This is a genomic window from Texas Phoenix palm phytoplasma (genome assembly GCF_005774685.2).
In the GTDB taxonomy this organism is placed as follows: Bacteria; Bacillota_I; Bacilli_A; order Acholeplasmatales; family Acholeplasmataceae; genus Phytoplasma.
In genome coordinates, this window is record NZ_VBRA02000009.1 from 149,832 (window position 1) to 174,628 (window position 24,797).

General features: G+C 19.7%; 17 protein-coding genes. 2 read left to right on the top strand and 15 right to left on the bottom strand.

Annotated elements, in window-relative coordinates:
- Nucleotides 1-574 precede the first annotated feature (574 nt).
- Nucleotides 575-1,099, top strand: coding sequence for a hypothetical protein (locus FEF22_RS01840; protein ID WP_138108083.1), 525 nt, complete (start codon nt 575-577; stop codon nt 1,097-1,099).
- Between the two features lie 1,217 nt (nt 1,100-2,316).
- Nucleotides 2,317-3,186: an effector gene (locus FEF22_RS02195; RefSeq protein WP_246833707.1), complete on the top strand. Its 870-nt coding sequence runs from the start codon at nt 2,317-2,319 to the stop codon at nt 3,184-3,186.
- A 130-nt stretch (nt 3,187-3,316) separates the two neighbouring features.
- On the opposite strand, the gene FEF22_RS01850 is transcribed toward FEF22_RS02195, so the two are convergent.
- The 15 genes from FEF22_RS01850 to secA form a co-directional block, all read right to left on the bottom strand.
- Nucleotides 3,317-4,186, bottom strand: coding sequence for a 5'-3' exonuclease (locus FEF22_RS01850; protein WP_138108084.1), 870 nt, complete (start codon nt 4,184-4,186; stop codon nt 3,317-3,319).
- A 23-nt stretch (nt 4,187-4,209) separates the two neighbouring features.
- Nucleotides 4,210-5,574, bottom strand: a complete 1,365-nt coding sequence (gene ffh / locus FEF22_RS01855) for a signal recognition particle protein (RefSeq protein ID WP_138108085.1) — start codon at nt 5,572-5,574, stop codon at nt 4,210-4,212.
- A 61-nt stretch (nt 5,575-5,635) separates the two neighbouring features.
- Nucleotides 5,636-6,610 carry a signal recognition particle-docking protein FtsY gene (gene ftsY, locus FEF22_RS01860; RefSeq protein ID WP_138108086.1) on the bottom strand — a complete coding sequence of 325 codons (975 nt, stop codon included), beginning with the start codon at nt 6,608-6,610 and terminating at the stop codon, nt 5,636-5,638.
- Between the two features lie 43 nt (nt 6,611-6,653).
- A complete protein-coding gene (topA, locus tag FEF22_RS01865; protein WP_138108087.1) occupies nt 6,654-8,459 on the bottom strand; it encodes a type I DNA topoisomerase in 1,806 nt (601 codons plus the stop codon).
- 64 nt (nt 8,460-8,523) lie between these two features.
- The gene (ylqF, locus tag FEF22_RS01870; protein WP_138108088.1) at nt 8,524-9,387 is read right to left on the bottom strand and encodes a ribosome biogenesis GTPase YlqF; all 864 of its coding nucleotides are present in this window, start codon (nt 9,385-9,387) and stop codon (nt 8,524-8,526) included.
- Nucleotides 9,388-9,395: 8 nt separating this feature from the next.
- Entirely contained in the window at nt 9,396-10,208 is an 813-nt protein-coding gene (locus tag FEF22_RS01875; RefSeq protein WP_210352280.1) for a hypothetical protein, read from the bottom strand.
- Between the two features lie 91 nt (nt 10,209-10,299).
- Nucleotides 10,300-11,571 (bottom strand): tRNA lysidine(34) synthetase TilS, encoded by a 1,272-nt coding sequence (gene tilS / locus FEF22_RS02255; protein ID WP_308699406.1) that lies wholly within the window; start codon nt 11,569-11,571, stop codon nt 10,300-10,302.
- A gap of 13 nt (nt 11,572-11,584) precedes the next feature.
- Complete coding sequence (gene aspS, locus FEF22_RS01885) at nt 11,585-13,351, bottom strand: aspartate--tRNA ligase (RefSeq protein ID WP_138108090.1); 1,767 nt, start codon at nt 13,349-13,351, stop codon at nt 11,585-11,587.
- Entirely contained in the window at nt 13,341-14,621 is a 1,281-nt protein-coding gene (gene hisS / locus FEF22_RS01890; protein ID WP_210352281.1) for a histidine--tRNA ligase, read from the bottom strand. The genes aspS and hisS overlap by 11 nt, the downstream gene beginning before the upstream one ends.
- A 19-nt stretch (nt 14,622-14,640) precedes the next feature.
- Entirely contained in the window at nt 14,641-16,881 is a 2,241-nt protein-coding gene (locus FEF22_RS01895) for a RelA/SpoT family protein (protein WP_138108092.1), read from the bottom strand.
- A 118-nt stretch (nt 16,882-16,999) separates the two neighbouring features.
- The gene (gene mnmA / locus FEF22_RS01900; RefSeq protein ID WP_138108093.1) at nt 17,000-18,142 is read right to left on the bottom strand and encodes a tRNA 2-thiouridine(34) synthase MnmA; all 1,143 of its coding nucleotides are present in this window, start codon (nt 18,140-18,142) and stop codon (nt 17,000-17,002) included.
- A 75-nt stretch (nt 18,143-18,217) separates the two neighbouring features.
- Nucleotides 18,218-19,954 carry a nitrilase-related carbon-nitrogen hydrolase gene (locus tag FEF22_RS01905; RefSeq protein WP_138108094.1) on the bottom strand — a complete coding sequence of 579 codons (1,737 nt, stop codon included), beginning with the start codon at nt 19,952-19,954 and terminating at the stop codon, nt 18,218-18,220.
- Between the two features lie 90 nt (nt 19,955-20,044).
- Nucleotides 20,045-20,755 carry a YitT family protein gene (locus tag FEF22_RS01910; protein WP_138108095.1) on the bottom strand — a complete coding sequence of 237 codons (711 nt, stop codon included), beginning with the start codon at nt 20,753-20,755 and terminating at the stop codon, nt 20,045-20,047.
- Between the two features lie 72 nt (nt 20,756-20,827).
- Complete coding sequence (gene prfB / locus FEF22_RS01915) at nt 20,828-21,919, bottom strand: peptide chain release factor 2 (RefSeq protein ID WP_138108096.1); 1,092 nt, start codon at nt 21,917-21,919, stop codon at nt 20,828-20,830.
- Between the two features lie 45 nt (nt 21,920-21,964).
- Entirely contained in the window at nt 21,965-24,382 is a 2,418-nt protein-coding gene (gene secA / locus FEF22_RS01920; protein ID WP_138108097.1) for a preprotein translocase subunit SecA, read from the bottom strand.
- Nucleotides 24,383-24,797: the final 415 nt, after the last annotated feature.

The window sequence follows — 24,797 nt, forward strand, 5'->3', positions numbered from 1 at the left end:
ATGTTTTTTTTAAAAAAAATAATAAATTTTTGTAAATTTATAAAATAACTTTAGTTATAATAATATTTTATTATTTTTAATAATCTAAAAATAGATATTTTTTCAAAAAATTAAACTAAAAAACCACTTTTTTAAAAAAAAATTTTAAAATTTATATATTTTTATACAATAATGAAAAAAAAATTTTATTTTTTAATATTTTTAGTTTACATAATATACATTATAGGAAGTAATATAAAACAAAAAAGAACCTAATAAACGACATTTTAAAAAAGTGATTTTTATAAATTTTTTTAAAATTTTTTAATTAGATTAAAAATAATATAATTTGCAAAAAACATGTAAAAAAGGAGTTTTTTGAATTATTTTTTTTTGCAATATTATTCAATTAATATTATTTATAATAATATTTTATTATTAAAACTAAATATAATATTTTTTTTTATTTCAAAATAAAAAAATATATTATAATAAAAATTGTTTATTATTAAATTTAATAACTAAATTTTTACATTTTTTTATATTTTAATAATTTTAACAATAAAAAAATAAAATTAGAAAAGAAGGAAGAATATTGAAATTAAAAAAAATAATATTAATGTCTTTAATATTTTTAATTTTATTTATTACTAATTTTTTCAACTATTATAATATTGACATTTTAAAAATAAATTTTTTAGCAAAAAAAAATGAAAAAATATACAAAAATATTTATATTAAAGATGAAAAAAAATATGAATTAAAAGGTTCTAATCAATCTTCTTTTGTTAATAATATATATTATTCAAAAAATCAAATAAAAATAAAGAACAAAAATAAAATTTTTGATGAATATGGAAATCAATTTTCTGATTTTTCTTGTTCTGAAATTAATCAAAAAATAAATCATTTAGAAATTCAAATAAATGAATTAAAAAATAAAAATAATCAATTAAATATGGAAGCTAAAATTAAAGCTATTCAAATTGATAACATAAAAAGAAAATTATTATTAAAAGCTCAATTTACAGTTCCAAAAGATTCTGAATTGGACTCTTTAGTTCCTGAAGTAAATAAAATCATTCAAGAAGTAGGGCGAGAAAGATGCATAAAACAATAACGAACTAACCAATCGTAACGATCGTGATAATATCGTACATCATTTCTTTGGTTCATAAAATGAAAAAATTATGAATTATAGCAGAAGAAAAAAGCAAATTGAGAAAATCATAACCAAATAGATTTTGCAAGATGACGTGCTCATGGAAAAAAGATGAAATTCTTCTAAGGGAAAAAAGAAAAATTTGATAGAAAAAAATTTTTTAAATTAATTTAAAATATTTTTTATTTTTATTGTTTACGTTAATTTATTTTTACTTCGATAAATTAAATTATCAAACTTTTTATTTTTTTAATAAAACAATAAAAAACCTTATATATATTCTTGAGATTATCCATCCTAAAAGCACAAGGTATTGTTTTATAGTAACTTCTATCTCCCTAAGTCTTTATTAAAGAAATAATAAAAATAATTTAATTAATATTAGATAAGGGAAAAGCAGAACCATAGTAGTCATAGTATATTCAAAACTTTAATTGGAATATTAAAGTATAATGATCTATCAAGGAAAAAGTTAATAACTTTTACAAGGCGAAAGGGAAAACAAGTTTTTAATAAAAATTATGAAAAATATAATTTTTATAATAATTATTAAAAAATTTTATTTCTTTAAATATAATAAATTTCAAATAATTATAATAAAAATTAAATTAATCTTCATAAAATAATTAAACTATGTAACCGCTATGTGCTTGGAAACTTGCTTGCATGGTGGTGTGCGGGGCTTAAAGATAATAATTTTTTTAAACGTCTTAATTCTATCGCGATAATAAATTAAAAATGAAAATAATATTTTTGGAAAAAGAAAAAAAAAATTTAGAAGAAAAAATAATAAAATGAAAAAAGAAAAATTATGATTTGTTTGGAACTTTACACGCTTTTTATTTTTTAAAATTCTTTAAGACTAACTATTAAGTTAGTCTTTTTTTTTAAAAAGAATTAAATAATTTTTATATTTTTCCAAAAATATTTTCTTAATAAAAACTTAATTTAGTATAAATACCAAGAAAATGAATTTAAAAAACTATTATTTGATGTTAATAAAATTATATTCAATTTAAATTAATCTAAAAGTTCTTATTCTTAAGAGGTATTTTTTTTATTTAAAAAAAACAAAAAAGATATTTTAATTATATAAATATTAAAGAAGAATAAAAAATGTTAAATATGTTAAAATAACTATGTATTATAAAATTTTTTAAAGAGAATAAAAAATTATGTTTAAAATAATGAAAAAAAAAATAAAATTGTTTTTTTGTTTGATTTTTTTATTTGTTTCATTAATTATTTGTTTTTTTGCATTATCTGGAAAAAAAATTATTAAATTATATGAAAATAAAATCCCACTTTTAGAAACTAAAGTTAAAATTTTAAAAGAATGGGAAATTGTTGATTCTAAAGAACAAAAACAAAAGATGATTGAAATTCATTATATTTTCAATGGTCTTAATGGTATTGGTTATTATCAACAACAAATTGAAAATAATGAAAAACAAATTTCAGAATTAAAAAATCAATTAGAAAAAGAAATAAAGAGCAAAAATAATGCTTTTAAAATTATTGAATTAAAAAATAAAATAGAAGATATCGGGTTAGAAACTTATGGAAAAGCTTTTTTTGAAAAAATAGAAAATAAATATCTTAATGAAGAAAAAATATCTTTCTTAGGAGAAGAAGAAAGTAGTTTAACATCGAGAATTAAATTACTATCTGAACCAAATAATCTTGCTAGTTATATTAAAAAACGTTATCCTTTTAATCATTGGAAAAAATACGAAGATAATTATAATTATTTAACTTTAAACGGATTTGAAAGTGCTTCTTTTAAAAAAGAAAGTGATAGTGATTTATGGCTTTATATTAAAATAGAAAAACAAAAAAACAAATTGACAGGTGATAATTATTTAATTATTAAATACAAAGGGCCTAAACAATTATTAGGTGAAGACAAAGACTATTATCTAGGTAAAGCTTTTATTCAAAATTCAAACTTTAAACTAACCGATTTTAATTTCTATTTTAACCCTAAGAGAAAAATTTTATCTATTTTCAAGGAAAAAAATAATAATAAAACTCAAAAAAGATAAACTATAAAAATCCTATGAAAAAAAATTTAAAAAGAGAAAAAAAATATATTAATTAATAAAAAAAGACTAACTGATTAGTTAGTCTTTTTTCAATTTGAAAAAGTTAAAAATTTTTAATTATTATCTTTTTTTATAAGAAAAGATTATTTTTTTGGATTTTATTTTTTTGTAAAAAATCATTTAAGGCGAAGATACAATATTTTTTAATTTTAGTTTGATTATAATTAAAATTTAAAGGAACATTTTTATCAATAGAAACTAAAAGACGGTTAAAAAAAACTTTTTTTTTGTATTCTATTAATTTTTTTTTTATTCTAACATCTATTTTTTCTAAATTATTAAAAATATTTTCTAAATTATCAAATTTATTTAGTAATTTAGAAGCTGTTTTTGGACCTATAGAAAAAACACCTTCTATATTATCTGATTTATCTCCTACTAAACTTTTAAAATCTATAATTTGATTTGGTTTTAATTGATATTCTTTCCATAATTTTTCAATATCGTAATATATTGTTCTAGATAAACCTTGTTTTATCAAACAAACATGAATATTTTCATCAATTAACTGTAAAAAATCTTTATCACTGGAAAAAATCAAAACAGGTATATTATCATTACTTGCTTGTTTTGCTAATGTTCCTATAATATCATCTGCTTCATAATTTTCTTGAGAATAATATTTAATTCCTGACAAAAATAAATATTCTTGAATCATTTTTATTTGTTGAATTAATGAATCAGGCGTAGTAGGTCTGTTTTTTTTATATTTTTGGCATAATTCATGTTTTTTAGTTTTTGTTTTTAAATCAAATGCCACGCAAATATAATTTTTTTGATTATTTTGTTCTAAAATTTTTTTAAACATTTGTATAAAAACTATTAAAGCATTAACATCTTGTCCTTGAGAATTTTGCATTTCATGATTTTTTTTATAACAAGTAGCATAATAAGCTCTAAATATCAAAGAGTTACCATCTATTAGAATTAATTTTTTCATTTTATGTGAAACCTTAAATTTTTTTAATTTTTATCGAAAAATTTTTTAATTATATCTTGTTCATTAGCTAAATCTTCTAATAAATTATTATTTGAAAAATTACCCATTTTTTTAGATATTTCTTTTTGTTTTTTAATGAAGCTAATTAAATAATTAACATCTTTTAAATTATTACCAGAACCTTTAGAGATTCTTGTTCTCCTTCTGTTATTAGATTCGATTAAATTAGGATTTCTTTTTTCTTCATTAGTCATGCTTTTTATTATGGATTCCATTTTTTTAATAATATCATTTTCTAGAAAAGGTAAGTTTTTTATTTGATTTCCAATACCAGGAATAAAATTCAATATTTTCTTCATAGAACCAATTTTTTTAATTAAATTTATTTGTTTAATTAAATCAAAATAATTATAATCTTCTTGTAAAATTCTATTTAAAATTTTTTGATCTTTTTCTTTATCAATTTTTTCTTCTATATTATCAATTAAAGTTAAAACATCACCCATTCCTAAAATTCTAGAAGCAATTCTTTCTGGATAAAAAATTTCAAAATCATCATCATGTTTTTCAGAGGAAGATATAAATTTAATTGGCAGATTTGTAACAGATTTAATAGATAAAGCAGAACCACCTTTAATATCTGCATCCATCTTAGTTAAAATAACACCTGTAGCGCCTATTTGTTCGTTAAAACTTTTTGCAACAATAGATGATTCTTGCCCTAAAAGAGCATCACAAACTATTAAAACTTCTGAAGGATTAGAAATTGATTTTATTTTTTGTAATTCTTTTATTAATTCTTTATCTATATTTAATCTACCTGCGCTGTCTATAATAACCGTTTCAAAATCATTTATTAAAGCATATTTTAAGCCGTTTTTAATAATATCTAAAACTTTATTGTTTTTTTGAAAGAAAACTTCTACAGAAATTTTTTCTCCTATAGCAATTAATTGTTCGATTGCTCCAAATCTATAAATATCAGCAGCAATTAATAAAACTTTTTTATTTAATTTTTTTTTGATAAAAAAAGATAATTTCCCTGATATTGTTGTTTTTCCACTACCTTGAAGTCCTATTAATAAGATAGTATCTAATTTTTTGTTTAAATTTAAACCTACATTTTGAAATCCTAAAATTTCCGTTAAAGTATCTCTGATAATTTTAATAATTTGTTGTTGAGGATTTAGTCCTTTCAAAACTTCTTTACCTAAAGATTTTTTTTTAATTAATTCGTTAAATCTAGTTATAACTTCATAATTAACATCAGCTTCTAAAAAAGAAATACGAATTTCTTTCATTATTGATTCTATATCTTTTTCTTGAATATATTTTTTATTTTTTATTTTATTAATAATTTTTTGGAAACTATTGTTCAAAAAATTCATATTTCGAGTTCCTTTAAAATTGTTTTTTTATTCTTAAAATTAAACAAAATAAAATGAAATTTTATTTAAATAAATTATTTACATAAGTTTGAATATCGAATTCAATTAAATCATCAACTTTTTCTCCTATGCCGATATATTTTGTTTCTATATTATAAAGATGTTTTATAGCTAAAATTAAACCACCTTTAGAAATACCATCTAATTTAGTCAAAATAACACCGTTTAATGAAATTAAATTATTAAAAATATTTACTTGATTTAATCCATTTTGCCCAGTCATAGAGTCTAAAATTAAAAATTTTTGAAATTCATCATTAGGATTTTGAATTTTTATTATTTTTTTTATTTTTTCTAATTCTTTCATTAAATTAGTTTTATTTTCTAATCTACCTGCAGTATCACATAAAACAATATCAAAATTTTTATTTTTAGCATAAGATAAAGCTTCAAAAATTACATTAGAAGGACTTATCGAAAAAGAATTTATTTTTTTTTTATAAAAAACTTCGCAATTTGTTATTTCTCCCCATGATTTTAATTGTTCAATTGCTCCAGTTCTAAAAGTATCACCGGCAACTAATAAAACTTTTTTTCCTTCTTGTTTAAATTTCATAGCTAACTTGCCGATAGTAGTTGTTTTTCCTGCTCCATTAACACCTACTAATAAAAATATTTTTTTTTTAGAATTCAATTCACTATTATTTTTTGTTTTTAGAACTTCATTTTTTTTTTCTTCGTATAAAAGTAATATTTGTTCTTTAATTAGATTTAAGAATTCTTTAGTTTGTTTAATGTTGTTTTTTTCTAAAGAATATTTAATTCTTTTTATTAATTCTGAAGAAGTTTTAATTCCAATATCAGATTTTATTAATAAAATTTTTAATTCTTCTAATAAAGATATTTCTATAAATTGGTTTTTTTGAATTTTTTTTACCCATTCAGAAAAATTATATTCTAGATTTTTTATTCCTAAAAAATCTATTTTTTTTTCATTTTTATTTTTATTAAATATTTTTTTAAAAAATTCAAACATAATGTGTTATTATCCATAATCTTTTATATTTATAATATTTTTTTTAAATTAAATCTTCTTCTTCTTTGCAAGGAAGAACTTTTTTACATTTAGGAAATGTACTACAACCTAAAAAAACAGAGTATCGTCCTCTTCTTTTTACTAAAAAAGAACCACATAAATCACATTTTTTGTCAGTTAATATAGGTTTAATAGGTTGTATTTCTTTAGAAGCTGTATCATAAAGATCTTTAAATTCATGATAAAAATTTTTTAAAAAATCTACTTTATTAAGTTGACCGTTTGCAATAAAATCTAACTTTTCTTCGATTTTTGCTGTATATTCGACGTTAACAATAGAAGAAAAAAATTTTTCTAATAATTGATATGTTAAAAATCCCATTTTAGTTGGTACAAATTTTTTTTCTACTAAAATTACATAAAACCTTTTTTTTAAAATTTCAATTATATTAACATACGTAGAAGGACGACCAATTTTTAATTTTTCTAATTGTTTAATTAAAGAAGCTTCATTATATCTAGAAGGTGGATTAGTTATTTTTTGAATTTTTTGAATATCTTTTGCTGAGTAAAATTCATTAATTTTTAAAGATGGCAAAATATTTTCCGGATAAGAATATTCTAATGCTTTATAAAAACCTTCAAATAATAATTCATTTCCTTCTGCAGAAAAAAGATAATTATCATTTTGAAAAATAAATTCAGTTCTATTGATAACGGATTCAGTCATAAAACTAGCTAAAGTTCTTTGATAAATTATTTTATATACATTTAATTCATTTTTGTTTAAATAATTTTTAAGAGATTCTGGTTCCTTATTAATATCAGTAGGTCTAATTGCTTCATGAGCATCTTGACTATTTTTATTTTTATATTCTTTATAAGTTCCTAAATATTTTTGTCCATATTTTTTTTTGATAAAATAATTAATTTCTTCCACAAAAGAAGGGGATATTCTGTAAGAATCTGTTCTCATATACGTAATTAAACCTGTTAATTTGCCGTCAATTATAACACCTTCATAAAGTTTTTGAGCAATCATCATAGTTTTTTTAGAATTCATATTAAGAATTTTAAAAGAATCTTGTTGCAAAAGAGAAGTTATATAAGGCTTAGGAGGTTTATTAAGAACTTTTTTATTATTAATTTTTTTTAATAAAAAAGATTTATTTTTAATTTTGTCAATAATAAATTCTGCTTCTTCTTTTTTAATTTTCTTGTCTTTTGGTGTTGTTATTAAATTCGCTTGAAAATCCGAAAAAATAATTTTAATTAAAAAATATTCTTCAGGAATAAATTTTCTTCTCTTTTCTTCTTTTTCAATTATTAATTTTAAAACAACAGATTGTACTCTTCCTGCTGATTGAGCTCTAATTTTTCTAACTAAGCGTGATAATTTAAAACCAATAATCCTGTCTATAATTCTTCTTGTTTCTTGAGATTCTACTAATAAATTTCTAATCAAGCAAGGATTTTCAAAAGCATTTAAAACTACTTTTTTAGTTATTTCATTAAAAAAAATTCTATTTTTTTCATTTTTTTTTAATTTTAATATTTCAGACAAATGCCAAGCTATTGCTTCTCCTTCTCTGTCTGGATCAGTTGCTAAAAAAACTTTTTTCCCCTTTGTTTTTTGAATTAATTCTTTTACTAAACTTTCTCTTTCAGGAATAATTTCATAGTCTGGCTTAAAATTATCATTAACATAAATGCCTAAACGTTCTTTCCCTTTTAGAGATAAATTTCTAATATGGCCTTTTGAACACAAAACCAAAATTTTGTCATCAAAATAACTGCTAATAGTTTTAGCTTTAGCAGGAGATTCTAAAATAATAACTTTTTTTTGCATAAAAAACATACCTTTTTTAATATTGAAAAAATAAAATCATTTTTTATTAGTTCAAAAACTAGTATTATTTTATCATTTTTTTGCAAATATTTAAGTCAAAATTGACTTTTTTTAATTTTCCACTTTTTATTTTTTTTATAATAACAGAAAACAATTGATTTTTATTTGATATGTTATTTTGATAATTATAATTTTTTTTCATAATTAATGATAATAAATCTTCTTCATTTAATTCTTCATTAGATAATTTAAAACAATTTTTTAAATTTTCATAATAATATTTTTTTAAATAAGGAAAAAAATAATTTAATAAAAATTCTTTTGGAATGATTTTATCTTTAATGCAACCGCAAATACATAAAGAATAACTATTTTCTAAATTTAAATTTTTATAATACAATACTCCTGGAGTATCTAATAATTTTATTTTATCTTTTAAATTAATCCATTGTAATTTTTTAGTAATTCCAGGTTTATCAGCTGTTTGAGTAGATTTTTTTTTAGTTAAACAATTTATTAAAGTTGATTTTCCTACATTAGGAACACCTGTTATCATTATTTTTAATAAATTATTGGTTCTCTTTTTTTTAAAAGGGTAATTTTTGATTATTTGTTTAATTTTAGGAATAATCAAATTAATGTTATTTCTTTCTTTAGCATCAATTTTTAAAGTAAAAAGGTTTTCTTTTTTAAAAAAATCAATAAAAATATTAATTTTAGAAGAATCTGCTAAAGACATTTTATTTAATAAAACTAAAACAGGTTTATTATTTAAACATTTTAAAAGTTCAAAATTCATACTCGAAAACGGTATACGAGCATCTAAAATAATTAGAACCATATCTACCAATTTTAAATTATTTTTTATTTCTTCTAAGGTTTTTTTCATATGGCCAGGAAACCAATTAATATTATTTTTTGTATTCATACAAAAAATTATATCATTTTATTAATATCTTTATTAATATCTTTATTAATATCTTTGTTAAAATCTTTATTTATATTTTTATCTTTTTTTTCTTTTTGTTTTGAAATTTCTTGTTCTAAAGTGGCTAAAATTTTATTTAAATTTTGATCTGCTTTAAATAATGTTTTGCTATAAATTTTATAAACTTCTTCTCCTATAATAACAATAATAGAACATCCTATTTTAGAAATTATAGTTTCATAAAAAGTATTGAAAAATATCTTTTTTGTCCAATGAAAAGGATTAAAAAAATTTAGAGTATTAGAAACTAAATTAATACATTTATTAGTTTTTTGAAAATTGGCTATGTATTTTTTATCTACTAGTTGTTTTTTTAAAGTAAAAATTCTTCTTAAAGTCATTTTTTTAAAAACAAATATGATTCTTTTTTGAAATAATTCTTCAATACGATGATGAAGATATTTTATTAAGACTAAACTTTCATCTATAGTTAATTCTAAATAAGGAAAATCTGAATCGGGAAAAAAACTAGAAGATATTTTATAAGTTAATTCATGAATATTACGCCATAAAGAAAATATATAATCATTTTTATCTTTTTTAATATCTTTTTTAAATTTTTTTTGTGCTTTTAAGATCAATTCATTCATTTGTTCGTTTGTTAACTTATTGTTTTTAACTTTTAATTGATGAAAATTTTTATTAAAATTCTTAATAATGAAAAATAAATACGTAAGTGAAAATAATAAAAAACCACAAAATAAACCTATAAAAAAAGAAGTAAAAGTTCTAATTTGAATCCAAAAAAAAGATAAATCCATAATCGAAAAAACTCCTGTCAACTTTATATAAATAAAAACAAAAATAATTATCTATTATTATTAAATATAATTTCTTTAATATCTTTAATATTTATAAAAATTTTAAACCTAAATAAATAAAATTTTCTTTTCCTAAAGTAGAATTAATATAAAGTTCAGGAATCCATAAAATAACATTATTGCTATCTACTATGCAAAATAATTTTTCTCTTTCAAAAGAAATAACTTTTTTCTCAATTAAAAATTTACTTAGTTTTTTTTTTCCGTAAGAAAATTGCAAAATATCTCCTGGATTTCTTTTTCTTAAAATAAAAGGTTTTAAAACATTTTTTAAATCAAAATTTATTTTTATTATTTTATCGCAAAACAATAATAATTTTTTATTTGTACAAGAATATAATAAATTTTTTTTATTATTTTTTTGCAAAAATATATTTTTTATTTGTTTTTTTTTTAATTCAAAATATTCATAAGTTTTAATAAATTCCCATTTTTCATTCAATTCCCATTTAATATTAGGTTTATAAAAATTTTTTAATCCTTTAATAATGTTTTTTATTAAAAAAAAATTTTTATTAATTTTATTTTCTTCAAACAAAAATAAAATAATATCTTGTTGAATGATATCTTGTAATTTTAAAAAATATTTTAAACAAAATCCATTATTTTTTTTATTTTTTATTAAAAAAATATTGGTTTTTTCTCTTATGTAATCATAAGCATCAGACATTTGCAAATGAAAATGTTTAATATTTTTTAAAAAATTATCATTAATAGATTTAAAAAAAGGGATAATTTGATTTCTTATTTTATTTCTAGTGTATTTATTCGAATTATTAGTTTTATCTTCTAAAAAAGATACTTTATTTTTCAAAGCATAATGAATAATTTTTTGTTTAGAAAAATACAAAAATGGTTTTAAAAAATAAAATTCATCATCTTTAGAAATATTTTTCATTCCAGCATATCCTAATAAAGAACTACCACGAGCTAGTTTAAAAAGAATAGTTTCAGATAAATCATCTAAATGATGAGCTGTTAATATATAATTAGTTTTATATAAAGAAGCAATTTCTTTTAATTTTTTTTTTCTTAATAATCTAGATTCATTTTGAATATTTTTAGAAGAAAATTTTAATTCAAAATAATAAAAAGGTATATTATTTTCATCACAATATTTTTTAATTATTAACTTATCTTTAAAAGATTCTTTCCTTAATAAATGATTAAAATGAACTACAACCAATTTATATTTTTTTTTACATAAAAAATGTAATAAAGTCATAGAATCAATTCCACCACTTACAGAAATAATATAAAAATTATTTTTATTTAAAAAAACAGATAATTTTTTTTTAAACACAATATTCCTTTTTTCATTTTTTTAATAATTTAATTTTTAAATCTGATAATTTATCTTCTTCTATAAAACTAGGAGTTTCTAACATCAAATCTTGCCCACTTTGAGTTTTCGGAAAAGCAATTACATCTTTAATATTATTAGTTTTCGTCAAAAGCATTACTAATCGATCTAAACCTAAAGCAAAACCACCATGCGGGGGAGTTCCATACTTAAGAGCTTTAATAAAAAATCCAAAACGTTTTTCTATGTCATCATCAGAAAAACCTAATATTTTAAAAATTAATTTTTGAACATCTGAATTATAATTTCTTAAAGAACCTCCTCCTATTTCATATCCATTCCAAACTAAATCATAAGAATTTGCTTTAATATTTTCTGGCTTTTCATTCCATATCGATTCAACTTCTAAAGGAGATGTAAAAGGATGATGCATAGAATAGTATCTTTTTTCTTTATCATTAAATTCAAATAAAGGAAAATCAATTATCCAAATTAAAGATTCTTCATCTTTATTGAAAAAATTTAATTCTTTTCCTAACTTATTTCTTAAAAAACCTAAAGCTTTTAAAGAATTATTATAAGATTCTTTATTTTCTGGAAATAAAATTGCGAAAAAACAAACTTCATTATCTTGAGAAAAAAAATCTTTTTTAATGAATTCACTAAATTTTCCTTTAATAATATTATTTTTTTTAGTTAAAACATTTAATTCTAAATTACAATGATTTTTGAATAATTCTTTATAATAATTTATTTTTTTATTGCTTAATTGTTTTTCTTCATTTGCATTAATTTTAAATCTAATTCCTTTAATTTGTATTTTATTTTTAATTAAATTATTTTCAATTAAAAATTTTTTTTCAAAGAAATTAGTAAATTCTTCAATTAATAAATTAATTCTTAAATCTGGTTTATCACTACCATAAAATTTCATACAATCTTCATATTTAAACCTTAAAAAAGGTAATTTTAAATTAATTTTTAAAATTTCTTTAAAAAGATTATACATAATTTCTTCTATTAATGATAAAATTCTTTCTCTATTAAAAAAAGAAGTTTCAATATCCACCTGAGTAAATTCTGGTTGTCTGTCAGATCTCAAATCTTCATCTCTAAAGCAACGAGCTATTTGAAAATATCTTTCAAAACCAGATATCATATATAATTGTTTAAAAATTTGCGGAGATTGAGCTAAAGCAAAAAATTTATGTTCATGAATTCTAGAAGGTACTAAAAATTCTCTAGCTCCTTCAGGAACTAATTTAGACAAAATAGGAGTTTCTAATTCTAAAAAATTATTTTTTAAAAGTGTATTTCTAATATTTTGAGTTATTTTGTGTCTCTGGATTAAATAATTTTGTTTTTCTTCTCTTCTTAAATCTAAATAACGATATTTTAACCTATATTCTTCAGCAGCTTCTGTTTTATCTAAAACATTTAAAGGAAGCGCTTCAGCTAAAGCCAAAATATTAATTTTAGAAACAGAAATTTCTATATCTCCATTTTTTAAATTATTATTTTTATTTATTCTTTCTAATACTTTTCCTTCTATTTGTACAACACTTTCAATTGTTATTTCTGAAATTAATTTATATTGTTCATTTTTACTATCTACAACTAGTTGAATGTTGCCAGAAATATCTTTCAGAATTAAAAAAATTTTATTGCCTAAATTTCTTTTTCTAGAAATCCATCCTTTTAAATTAACTTTTTGTCCTATTTTTTGAAATGTTATTTCATTTATTTCGTTATTTATAATATATTTATTTTTATTTTTCACTTGATAATTCCTTAATTAAAAATTCTATAGTTTCTTTTTCGTTTAAAATGTATACAAATTCAGTATCGACTTTTTTAATAGTTAATTTATTATTTTTTATTTCCTTTTGACCTATAAAAATAATATATTTAGGTTTTTCTTTTAAAATTTTTTTTAAATTTTTTTCAAAATTAAAATTATTATAATTCATTTCAGAAATAATTTTGTTTTGTCTTAATTTATATAAAAAATCAAAAGATTTTGATAAAAATTGTTCTTCTAAAACTAATAAAAAAACATCTAAATTATTTTTTTTATTTAAATTTTGAAAAAAATTATTTTCATCTAAAATTTCAATTAATCTTTCTAAACCAAAAGCAAATCCTATACTATTAGAATTTTTTCCTCCAAATAAAGAAATTAATTCGTTATATGAACCTCCTCCTCCTAAAACAATGTCTTTCCCATAAGAAGAAGGAATAACAATTTCAAAAACTAAATCATTATAATAATCTAATCCGCGAACTAATTTAGGTTCAATTTGAAAATTAATTTTTTTATTTTTTAAAATATTTGTTATTTTTTCAAATTTTAAAAAAGATTCTTTTGATAAAAAATCTAAAATAACAGGTGATTTTTTAAAAAATTCTTTTTCACAGCATTTTTTGCAATCAAAAATTCTTAAAATATTTTTGTTTATTCTAATTAAACATAATTCACATAAAAATTGTTTATTTTTTTCAATATATGGAGCAAAAACATTTAAAAAATTATCACGAGTAATTTTATCTCCTAAAGTATTAATTTTAATTAATGCTGTTGTAAGTTTAAACATTTGCAAAATTTCTTGAATAATTAAAATAATTTCTATTTCGGATAAAAAATTTTTAAAATTAAGAATTTCAACTCCTATTTGATGAAATTGTCGATAACGTCCTTTTTGAGGTCTTTCATATCTAAAAAATGGACCTATATAAAAAAATTTATAAGTTTTTTCTAAATAATTTAATTTGTTTTCGATATAACTTCTTACTATAGAAGCAGTTCCTTCTGGTCTCAAAACTATTATTCTATCTTTTTTATCTTTAAATTTAAAAGTTTCTTTCATAACCATATCAGAAAATTGATTAGAACGATAAAAAACTTCATTATATTCTAAAATAGGAGTCCTTATTTCTTGTAAATTGTATATATGGAAAATCTCTTTGGCTTTATTTTCAACAAATTTCCATTTTTCTAATTCTTCGAATATTAAATCTTTAGTTCCTTTTATTTTATTTATTTTTTGCATTATTTTCATTAATTATAAATTAATTTATTCCTCTGTATATTTGATAAATATTTTTTATTTTTGATAAAGAAAAAAATATTTGCTTCATTTCTATTATATTAGAAAGTGAAACTTGTAAACGAATAATAATTTCTGAACTTTCATAATTTTGAAAACATTTTATTTTTAAAACATCAATTCTTAAAAAATTTAATTTTTTAATAATTTCATTAACTAAAAAAGAATCATATTTTGCAATAATACAAATCCAAGAACTATATTTTGATTGAGAATAGTTATTCCAATAAGAATTAATTATTTTATCATTATCAAATTTTTTTAAATTTGGACATTCTTTTTTATGAATTCTAACTCCTTTTTCTTTAGTAATGAATCCTACAATTTCTTCTCCTCTTACAGGGGAACAACAATTAGCTAATTCTAATTTTGTTCTAATATTACGTCTATCTTCTATAAAAATATCTATTTGATTTTGAATATTTTTTTTTTTAAAATTTTTTATTTTATCAGGCAATAGAAAATTATTGTTTTTTATTTTTTTTAAATTTTTTATTTTATCAATAACATTATTAATGTTAATTTTTTTATTAGCTATAGCTTCATAAAAATCATTTATATTTTTAATACCTATTTTATTAAAATTGATATTAATAAAATTATTGTCTAATTTAAATTCTATTTTTGAAAAAAGAAGCTTTTTATGAAAAATTTCTTTACCTATTTCTGATAAAGACATTTGTTCTTGTTTTTGTTTATTTAAAAATCTTTTGATTAATTTTTTAGCATAACTAGTTTTTACTATATCAAACCATTCTTTTTTAACTCTTAAAATATTAGAATTAGTTTTTACAGAAATTAAATCTCCATTTTTTAATTTGTAATTTATAGGTACAATTTTACCATTAACAAAACCATTAGTAATTTTATATCCAAGATCAGAATGTATTCTAAAGGCAAAATCAATTAGAGTGGAACCTGAAGGAAATTCTAAAACTTCTTGTTTAGGTGTAAAAACATAAACATTTTGACTTAAAATATCATTCTTAATAGCATCTACAAAATTTTCAGAATTTTTATTAAAATAATTTTCAGATTCTTCAGTAATTTTAATCAATTCTTTATACCATCTCAATTTATTGACTATTTCTAATTGTTTTGTTTCTTTAGAATAAATTTTGTTTTCTTTATAACCCCAATGCGCAGCAATACCATTTTCAGCAATTTCATCCATTTCTTTAGTTCTTATTTGTATTTCAAATAATAAACCATCTTTAGATAAAACAGTGTTATGTAAGGATTGATATAAATTAGATTTAGGAATAGCTATATAATCTTTAAATCTTAAAGGCAAAGGAGAATAATGAGCATGTATAATACCTAAACAATGGTAACACAATTCTACTTTATCAACTATAATTCTGACAGCTAATAGATCGAAAATTTCTGTAAAATCTAATTTTCTTTGATTCATTTTTTTAAAAATACTATATATATTTTTACTTCTTCCTGCAATAGAAAAATTATTAATATTAGATTTATAAAATAATTTTTTTATATTCTTAATAATATTATTTATAGAAATTTCTCTTTCATTTTTTTTCATTTTAATCAAATTTGAAATATAATAATATTCTTTAGGGTTAGTATATCTAAAAGCTAAATCTTCTAATTGATATTTAATAGAAAACAAACCTAAACGATGAGTTAAAGGCACATATATACTTAAAGTTTCTTGAGAAATACGTATTTGTTTATCTGGTCTTATTTTTTGTAAAGTTTTCATATTGTGTAATCTATCACATATTTTGACTAATATAACTCTAATATCCTTAGCCATAGCCAAAAACATGTTTTGTTGGTTTTCTATTTGTCTTTGTTTTCGGTTAAAAACTAATTTAGATAATTTAGTAGTTTTTAAAACTATATCGGCTACGTCTCGACCAACTATTTCTTTTAATTCTTTATAAGTTAAATCTGTATCTTCCAAAACATCATGTAACAAGCTAGCCATTAAAGTGTTTGGTTCACTTTTTAAATCAGCTAAAATTTGAGCAACAGAAATAGGATGAATAATAAAATTTTCTCCTGTTATTCTTTTTTGATTTTTATGTTTTTCTTTAGCTAAATAAAAACATTTATTAATTTTTGATAAAATATTTTCATCTTTAATATAACTACTAATATTTTTGAACAATTTATCATACAATAAATCTTCATTTTCAAACTCATTATTGTTTTTTTTTATTAAATTAAATAACAATTTTTTTACTCCAATTTAAAATATATATTTTGATTAATTATTTATTTTTTTATATTTTTTTATAATTTATAATTGATTTATAATAGTTTTTAAAAAAAAAATAAAAAAATTTAAAAAATTAAACATATAAAAGTTTCTTGTTATCAAAAAAAACTTCTTGAATCATTCCAGCGCCTAAACAAAATTCATCTTTATAAAAAGCACAAATTTGTCCAGGAGTAATGGATTTTATTTTTTGAGGATAATAAATTTTAACAGTTTTTTTGTCTAACCATATCATTTCTATTTCTTGTTCTGGTTGACGATAACGAAATTTTGCTTTCATATTCATTTTACCATGATTTTTATAAATATCATAACTTCTCCATACCATATCTACAACTATAGCAGAATCACTATATAAATAAGGACTATCGATATTTTGATCAACATAAAGAGTATTAGTTTTTAAATCTTTTCCTACCACAAACCAAGGAGAAGGATTTTCTTTTGTTACTTTTAAATTTAATCCTTTTCTTTGGCCGATAGTATATTTTATTACGCCTTCATGTTCTTTCAAAAAAACATTATTAACATCTTTAATAGGTCCTTTTTCTGTATTTAAATAATTTTTTAAAAAAGAAAAAAATTTTCTTTCCCCGATAAAGCAAATACCTGTAGAATCTTTTTTATTAGCATTAATCAATTTTAATTCTGAAGCAATTTTTCTTACAGAATCTTTTGTAATGTCTCCTAAGGGAAAAATAATATTTTTTAATTGTTGTTGTTTTAATTGAGATAAAAAATAAGTTTGATCTTTGTTCTGATCTAAAGATTTAGTTAAAACTGGTCTTTTTTTTATATAAGTAATTTTAGAATAATGACCCATAGCTATATAATCAGGGTTAAATTTTGAAGCATATTTAATAAAAGTTGAAAATTTAATCTTATTATTACATAAAACATCAGGGTTAGGAGTTAAATTTTTTTTTAAAAGTGATAAAAAATCAGAAAAAACTTCTTTCCAATATTCTTCTGTAAAATTCACTTTGTGAAGTTTAATTTTTAATTGTTGAGCCACAATAGAAGCATCTTTAAAGTCTTGTTCTTGAGGGCAAATATTTTCATTAATAAAAGGATTTCCTTTAATATCATAATTTAAACTACTATCCCAGTTACGCATAAAAATCCCTTCTACATCATAACCTTGTTTTTTTAATAAAAAAGCAGATACACTACTATCTACACCCCCAGACATTCCAATAATTACTTTTTTTTTCATTTTCCCTCTTTAAAATAATTTTTTTCAATATTTTTTTATTAATTTGTTTTATATATTTTTTTTATATATATTCATTTAATTTACAAAATCAATTGGTAATTGTAATTCTGTTCTGAAAGAAATACTATTTTCTATAATTTTCGGTCCGGGAGCCATTTGTTGTCTTTTATAATGAGAATTATAAAATTTTTTAATATATTTTTCAGTTAATTCTAAACTTTGTTCAAAAGTTAACATAAAAGTTTTATTAATTAAATATGCTATTTTTTCTTTACTAAAATTATTATTCAATCTATGAAATAAAATAAAATCTTCTATTAAAATTTTTAAAGTTAAAAATTCATTTATTTTTTTTAAATAAATTTCTTTTAATTTAGAATTAATAGGTATAATTTTTTCTTCAAAATAAAAAATAATTAATTCTGTCATTAAAGTATTAGGTAAACCTAAATTAACATTATATAAATAATCATAATTACAATATTTAGGAGAAATTTTTCCTAAAGCTATTTCAGATAAATTATCACTTTCTAAAACTATTTTTTTACATTTTATTTCTTTATCTTTATTTAAGAATAAATTTTCATTAATAATTGTTTTAATGCCTAATTCTGTCACAAATTCTTTTATTAAAAAAAATAATTCTTCTTCTGCAAAATATTTTTTTTCTATTATAACAATAATATTGTCTAAAGATTCTTTATTCATTGCAAAACTTTGAACAACAACCATAAGAGTTAAAAATTCATTTATTCTGTCTGTTAATTTCAAAACAATTTTAGAATTTTTAATATTAGATATTTTAGTTTTTAATGATTTAACTTGAATAATATGAGATAATTTTAAATTTTCTTTTAATTCAGGTGTTTCTACAAAAGGTTTAGTTAAGAAAGGTTTTTCAAAATAATAATTTTTTACTTCTTCTAATTCATAATAAGATTTTAAAAAATTAAATTCTTTACCTATTTTTTGATCAGCAAAAGTAGTATCAACTCTACGTTGGAATTTAATAACATCAACAAAAACATCTACAATTAATTTTTTTTCTTCATCGAATAAATTTTTTTCACCAATTAAATTACCTAAAACAGCAGCTATTTTATGGCTGGAAAAAATATGATTTGTAATAGATTCAGTAATACCGCTACTAGTATAAAAATATCCGCCTACTTGTTTTCTAGAATGATTTAAAACAGCCATTTTACGAAAATTTACTTTACCAATATGTTCAGTTGAAGCCGATAAATTGAAAATTAAATGAGCCCCATTTAAAACTAATAAATCACTAGGAGATTCAATATTCCATAAATCTTGACATATTTCTACGCCAAAAATAATATCAAATTTTTTATTAATAAATAAAATATCACCAATAGGAACTTTTTGCCCTAGAAAATCAATAATTTGACTTTTTATTATTTTTCCAGAACTAAACCATCTTTTTTCATTAAATTCTTTGTAATTAGGTATTGTTTGTTTAGGAACAATTCCTAAAATCTTTTTATCTTGGATAACTACTGCTACATTTAATATTAATCCTTCTAAAAAGAAAGGCATACCAATTAAATAAACACCTTTAAAATTATTATTATTAATTATATAATTTAAAGATTTTAAATTTTCTTCTAAAAAAGTAGTGTCAAAAAATAAATCTCCTGAAGAATAACCACTTAAACATAATTCAGAAAATAAAACAAAACTTGACTCACTTTTATTTAAAACTTTAATAATACTTTGAGCATTTTTATAAGGATTTCCTACTTTCAAATCAGGATTCGATAATTCTATTTTTAAAAAACCATTCCTATACATTCTCTTTTTCCCTTTCAAGTCCTTTCAGGTTTATAATAAAAATAATTTAATCATAAAGTAAAAATATTAAAAAATATAAATCCTTTTTATTCAATTATTTTTTAAAGGGGTTGTTTTTTCCATAATAAAACCAATAATTAAAATAGATAAAAAAGAAAAAAACAATCTTATTGAAGATTGAGTTAAAAAATAATATAAATTAAAATTTTTTATGCTTTCGAAAAATATAGAACAAAAAATAATTATTCCATCTGTCAAAAAAACTACTATCATAAAATTAATACCACAAATATCTTTTAAGATTTTTTGAAAAATATCTATTCCTCCGGTAGTATATCCTAAACGACGAATATTACTTAAAGCAAAACCAATAAAAAATCCACCTACAACAGAAGCTAATGTTAATTTTAGATATATATTATCTTGACAAATAGTTTTCAATAAAAAATTTTGTTCTTCATCTCCAAAAAAACGAGCTAATCCTAAAACTCCTAAATTTAATATAATAACTAAAACAACAGTTTTATAAACAAAATCTTTACCAAACATTTTGTATCCAAATATTAAAGATACAATATTATAAAAAATCATAAAGTTAGTAATTATAACATCTGAAATTTTATGCTTAAAAAAGAAAAATTCTAAAAATTGAACTGTTAATATAGATAAACCATCAATACCACCGGTATTTAATCGAGTTCCAAAAGTTAAAAAATAAATAATCATGACTAAAATTAAATCATTAAAAATTAAATATGACCATTTATATAAATTACTGTTTTTGAATTGTTTATTTTGCATTATTAAAAAACCTTTTTATATTTATTATGTTTTAGCTGAATATTTTTAAAATTTTTAATAATCAATAATAAATTATTTTTTTCTTAAAAAAGAATGAATAAAATCATCTATTTCTCCGTCCATAATTAAATTAATTTGACTAGATTCATAATTTGTACGATGATCTTTAACCATTTGATAAGGATTAAAAATATAACTTCTTATCTGATGACCCCAACTAATATCTTTCTGATTCTTTTTAAAACTTTGTGTTTTTTCTTTTTGTTGTTCAATGGCTAATTGTAACAATTTGATTTTTAAAATTTGCAAAGCTTTTTCTTTATTTTTTATTTGACTTCTTTCGTTTTGACAATTTACTACTATATTGCTAGGAAAATGAGTTATTCTCACAGCAGAATCTGTAGTATTTACGTGTTGTCCTCCAGCGCCACTACTTCTAAAAACATCAATTCTTATGTCTTCGTCTTTAATTTCTATTTGAATTTCTTCATTAATTTCTGGCAATACCTCGCAAGAAGCAAAAGAAGTATGTCTTCTAGAATTCGAATCAAAAGGAGAAATTCTAACTAATCTATGTATTCCTTTTTCAGATTTTAAATAACCATAAGCATGAAGACCTTTTAAAGAAAAACTAACAGATTTTAAACCAGCTTCTTCTCCTTCTTGTAAATGTAATATTTTAATTTTAAATTTTTTTTTTTGAGCATATTTTTGATACATATTAAATAACATTTGGCACCAATCCTGAGATTCAGTTCCTCCTGCTCCAGAATGTAATATCAAAATAGCATCATTCTCGTCATAAGGTTGATTTAATAAAATATCAATTTCAAATTTTTTTAATTTTTTTTTAATAATTTCTAATTCTTTAATTAATAATAAAAAATCTTTTGTATTTTCATCAGTTATTTTAAATAAAACACATAAATCATTAAAACTTTTTTTAAAATTATTAAAAATATTAATTTTTTCTTTTATTCTATGAAGTTTTTGGGTAACGTTTATAACATAATTATTCTCTTTTTCCCAAAAAGAAGAATTTTCCATTATTAAATTTAAATTTTGTATTTCTTTTTGTTTTTCTTTTAAATTTATTTTTTCTTCTAAAGAAGTTAAAATATTTTTAAGATTTTCTAAAATTTTATTAACTTCATACATTTCCATAAATTTTAATAAAATTCCTTTCGATCTTAATAAAATTTCTATTAATTATTTAGAAATAATATTTTCTAAAACAGATGATTTTAAAATCATACAACTAATATCAAAAGTAATATTTTGTATCATTTCATTAAATAATTTTTGTCCTTCTGATTGATAAACCATTAAAACATTTTGTTGCCCATAACCAACAAAATTAATACTCTTTCTTAAAGAAAGCATTAACGAAATATGTTTTTTAAAATGCATATCAATATTATGCAATATAATTTCTTGTAAAAAAATAAAGTATTTTCCTTTGTTCAAATTATTAAGTTTAATTTTTATTTTATTTAAAAGCTCTTCAACCGTTAAATAAATAATTTTTTTTATTTCTATTTTAGAAAATTTTGGATTTTTCATATTTACACTTTTAAAAAGTTCTAAATTTAAAGTATTCTTATGAAATAATGAAATTTCTAAAAAATTAATTAAATTAACTAAATTTTCTTCTTTTTTTATATTTTTTTGAAATTTTTTATAGAAAAATAAATCAATTTTATAATCCAAAATTTTCTTTATTAAACTTAATGTTATTTTGTCAATATTAGCATCATCAGATGTTAATATTTGTCTTCTTTGTTTATAAATAATATCTCTTTGAAGTCCTAAAACAGAATCAAATTGTAAAAGAAATTTTCTACTATCATAATTACTAGATTCAATCTTTTTTTGTAAATTAGTAAAAAAATTTGTCAAAAACTTAGAAGAAATAAATTCTTTTTGTTGTTTGCTTTGTTGTAATAAAGAAATTAATTTTGTAATTTTACTACCACTAAATCGTATAACTAATTCATCCTCTCCTGAAACGAAAAAACGAGAATATCCTTTGTCTCCTTGTCTTCCTGAACGACCTCTTAATTGATTATCAATTCTTCTGGATTCATGTCTTTCTGTTCCTAAAACTGCTAAACCGCCTAATTCTTTAACTCCTTCACCTAGTCGAATATCAGTACCACGTCCTGCCATATTAGTCGCTATAGTAACAGCTCCTTTATTACCTGCTTTAGCAATAATTTCAGCTTCTTTAAAATGATTTTTAGCATTTAATACTTCGTGTGGTATTTTTCTTTTTTTTAATTTTCTTGAAATTTCTTCAGATACTTCTACAGTCACAGTTCCTATTAAAATGGGTTGTTGTTTTTTAAATCTATATTCTATTTCATTCATTAAACCTTCCCATTTATCTTTTAAATTTAAAAAAACAAAATCAGGCGCATCTTCTCTAATCATAGGTTTATTAGTAGGGATTTCTATTACTGGCATATTATAAATATTTATAAATTCTCTTTCTTCTGTTTTAGCAGTTCCTGTCATTCCTGAAAGTTTTTTATAAATACGGAAAAAGTTTTGATAAGTAATAGTTGCAGAAATATCTGTTTCCTCTTTAATAGTACAACCTTCTTTAACTTCTAATGCTTGATGCAAACCTTCACTAAATTGACGACCATGTAAAATTCTTCCTGTAAAATGATCAATAATTAAAACTTTATTTTCTTCTACCAAATAATCTTTGTTTTTTTCTAAAATAAAATAAGCTTTTAAAGCATTTTTTATACAGTGTAATAAAATATAATTTTTAGGATTATAAAGATCTTTAGTTTGAAAAAAAATTTCTGCTTTTTTAATTCCTGATTCTGTTAATTCTATAGTCTTATATTCTAAATCAATTATATAATGTTGTTCTTTTAATTTTCTAACAAAACGATCTGAATCCATATAAAAATGAACATTTTGTTTTTTTTGATTTGAAATAATTAAAGGAGTTCTTCCTTCATCTATTAAGATTGAATCAACTTCATCTAAAATTGCATAATTATATTTTCTTTTCATCAAAATATTAGAAAATTTCATTTCCATATTGTCTCTTAAATAATCAAATCCTAATTCACTATTTGTAGAATATAAAATATCACATTCATAAGCTTTTTTTTTTGCTTCTATATTTTTTGATTTAATATTTAATCCTACAGACAAACCTAAAAAATTAAAAACTTTACCTATCAAACCATTAGCTTCTCTATCAGCTAAATATTCATTAACAGTTACAATATGAACGCTTTCTCCAGTTAAAGCATTTAAATAAGCAGGCAAAACAGAAGTTAAAGTTTTACCTTCTCCAGTTTTCATTTCAGCTATTTTACCTTGATGCAAAACAATAGAACCTAATATTTGAACACGATAACAATTTAATCCAGTTATTCTCCTAGCGGCTTCCCTAGCTAACGCAAAAGCTTCTATTAAAAGTTGATCTAAAGAAAAACCTTTTTTAAAAAGTGTTTTTAATCTTTCTGTCTCTTTGGGAAAATCTTCATCTTTAAGTTTACTAGTATAAATAGCTAATTCATCTATTTTATCAACAATTTTTTTATTTCTTTTTTCAAATCTTTTAGAAGAATTAAATAAATTTTTTATCCAATTAAACATAATATTAATGTTATTTAAAACAAACCTTTCTTATTTAAAAAATTATTTTAATAATTTAAAAAAATTAAAATTTATTTAATAAATATTAAAATATTAAAATTTTTTATTTATTTATTTTTGAATTAATTTTTATAATTTTTAAAATATAAATTACAAAATTTACGAAAAATAATTAATTAATTATTTTTAACTTTTTTTATAACTATAATATTTAAAAATTATATAAATTAAATTTTTATTATTTAAAGTTTTTTAAAAAATAAATATTAATAAAAATATATAAAAATATAAATAAAACTATGTTTCATGTTTATTATATATTTTATATACCATAAAATTAGAAACATAGTTATAATTATAATTTTTTATCTAATTATTTAATTTAAAATTAAAAAAATTAAATTTTATGTTTATG

Coding starts and splice junctions, on each gene's coding strand:
- FEF22_RS02195 (WP_246833707.1), top strand. CDS start 2,317: ATGTTTAAAATAATGAAAAAAAAAATAAAATTGTTTTTTTGTTTGATT.
- FEF22_RS01850 (WP_138108084.1), bottom strand. CDS start 4,186: ATGAAAAAATTAATTCTAATAGATGGTAACTCTTTGATATTTAGAGCT.
- ffh (WP_138108085.1), bottom strand. CDS start 5,574: ATGAATTTTTTGAACAATAGTTTCCAAAAAATTATTAATAAAATAAAA.
- ftsY (WP_138108086.1), bottom strand. CDS start 6,610: ATGTTTGAATTTTTTAAAAAAATATTTAATAAAAATAAAAATGAAAAA.
- topA (WP_138108087.1), bottom strand. CDS start 8,459: ATGCAAAAAAAAGTTATTATTTTAGAATCTCCTGCTAAAGCTAAAACT.
- ylqF (WP_138108088.1), bottom strand. CDS start 9,387: ATGAATACAAAAAATAATATTAATTGGTTTCCTGGCCATATGAAAAAA.
- FEF22_RS01875 (WP_210352280.1), bottom strand. CDS start 10,208: ATGGATTTATCTTTTTTTTGGATTCAAATTAGAACTTTTACTTCTTTT.
- hisS (WP_210352281.1), bottom strand. CDS start 14,621: ATGCAAAAAATAAATAAAATAAAAGGAACTAAAGATTTAATATTCGAA.
- mnmA (WP_138108093.1), bottom strand. CDS start 18,142: ATGAAAAAAAAAGTAATTATTGGAATGTCTGGGGGTGTAGATAGTAGT.
- FEF22_RS01905 (WP_138108094.1), bottom strand. CDS start 19,954: ATGTATAGGAATGGTTTTTTAAAAATAGAATTATCGAATCCTGATTTG.
- FEF22_RS01910 (WP_138108095.1), bottom strand. CDS start 20,755: ATGCAAAATAAACAATTCAAAAACAGTAATTTATATAAATGGTCATAT.
- prfB (WP_138108096.1), bottom strand. CDS start 21,919: ATGGAAATGTATGAAGTTAATAAAATTTTAGAAAATCTTAAAAATATT.
- secA (WP_138108097.1), bottom strand. CDS start 24,382: ATGTTTAATTGGATAAAAAATTTATTTAATTCTTCTAAAAGATTTGAA.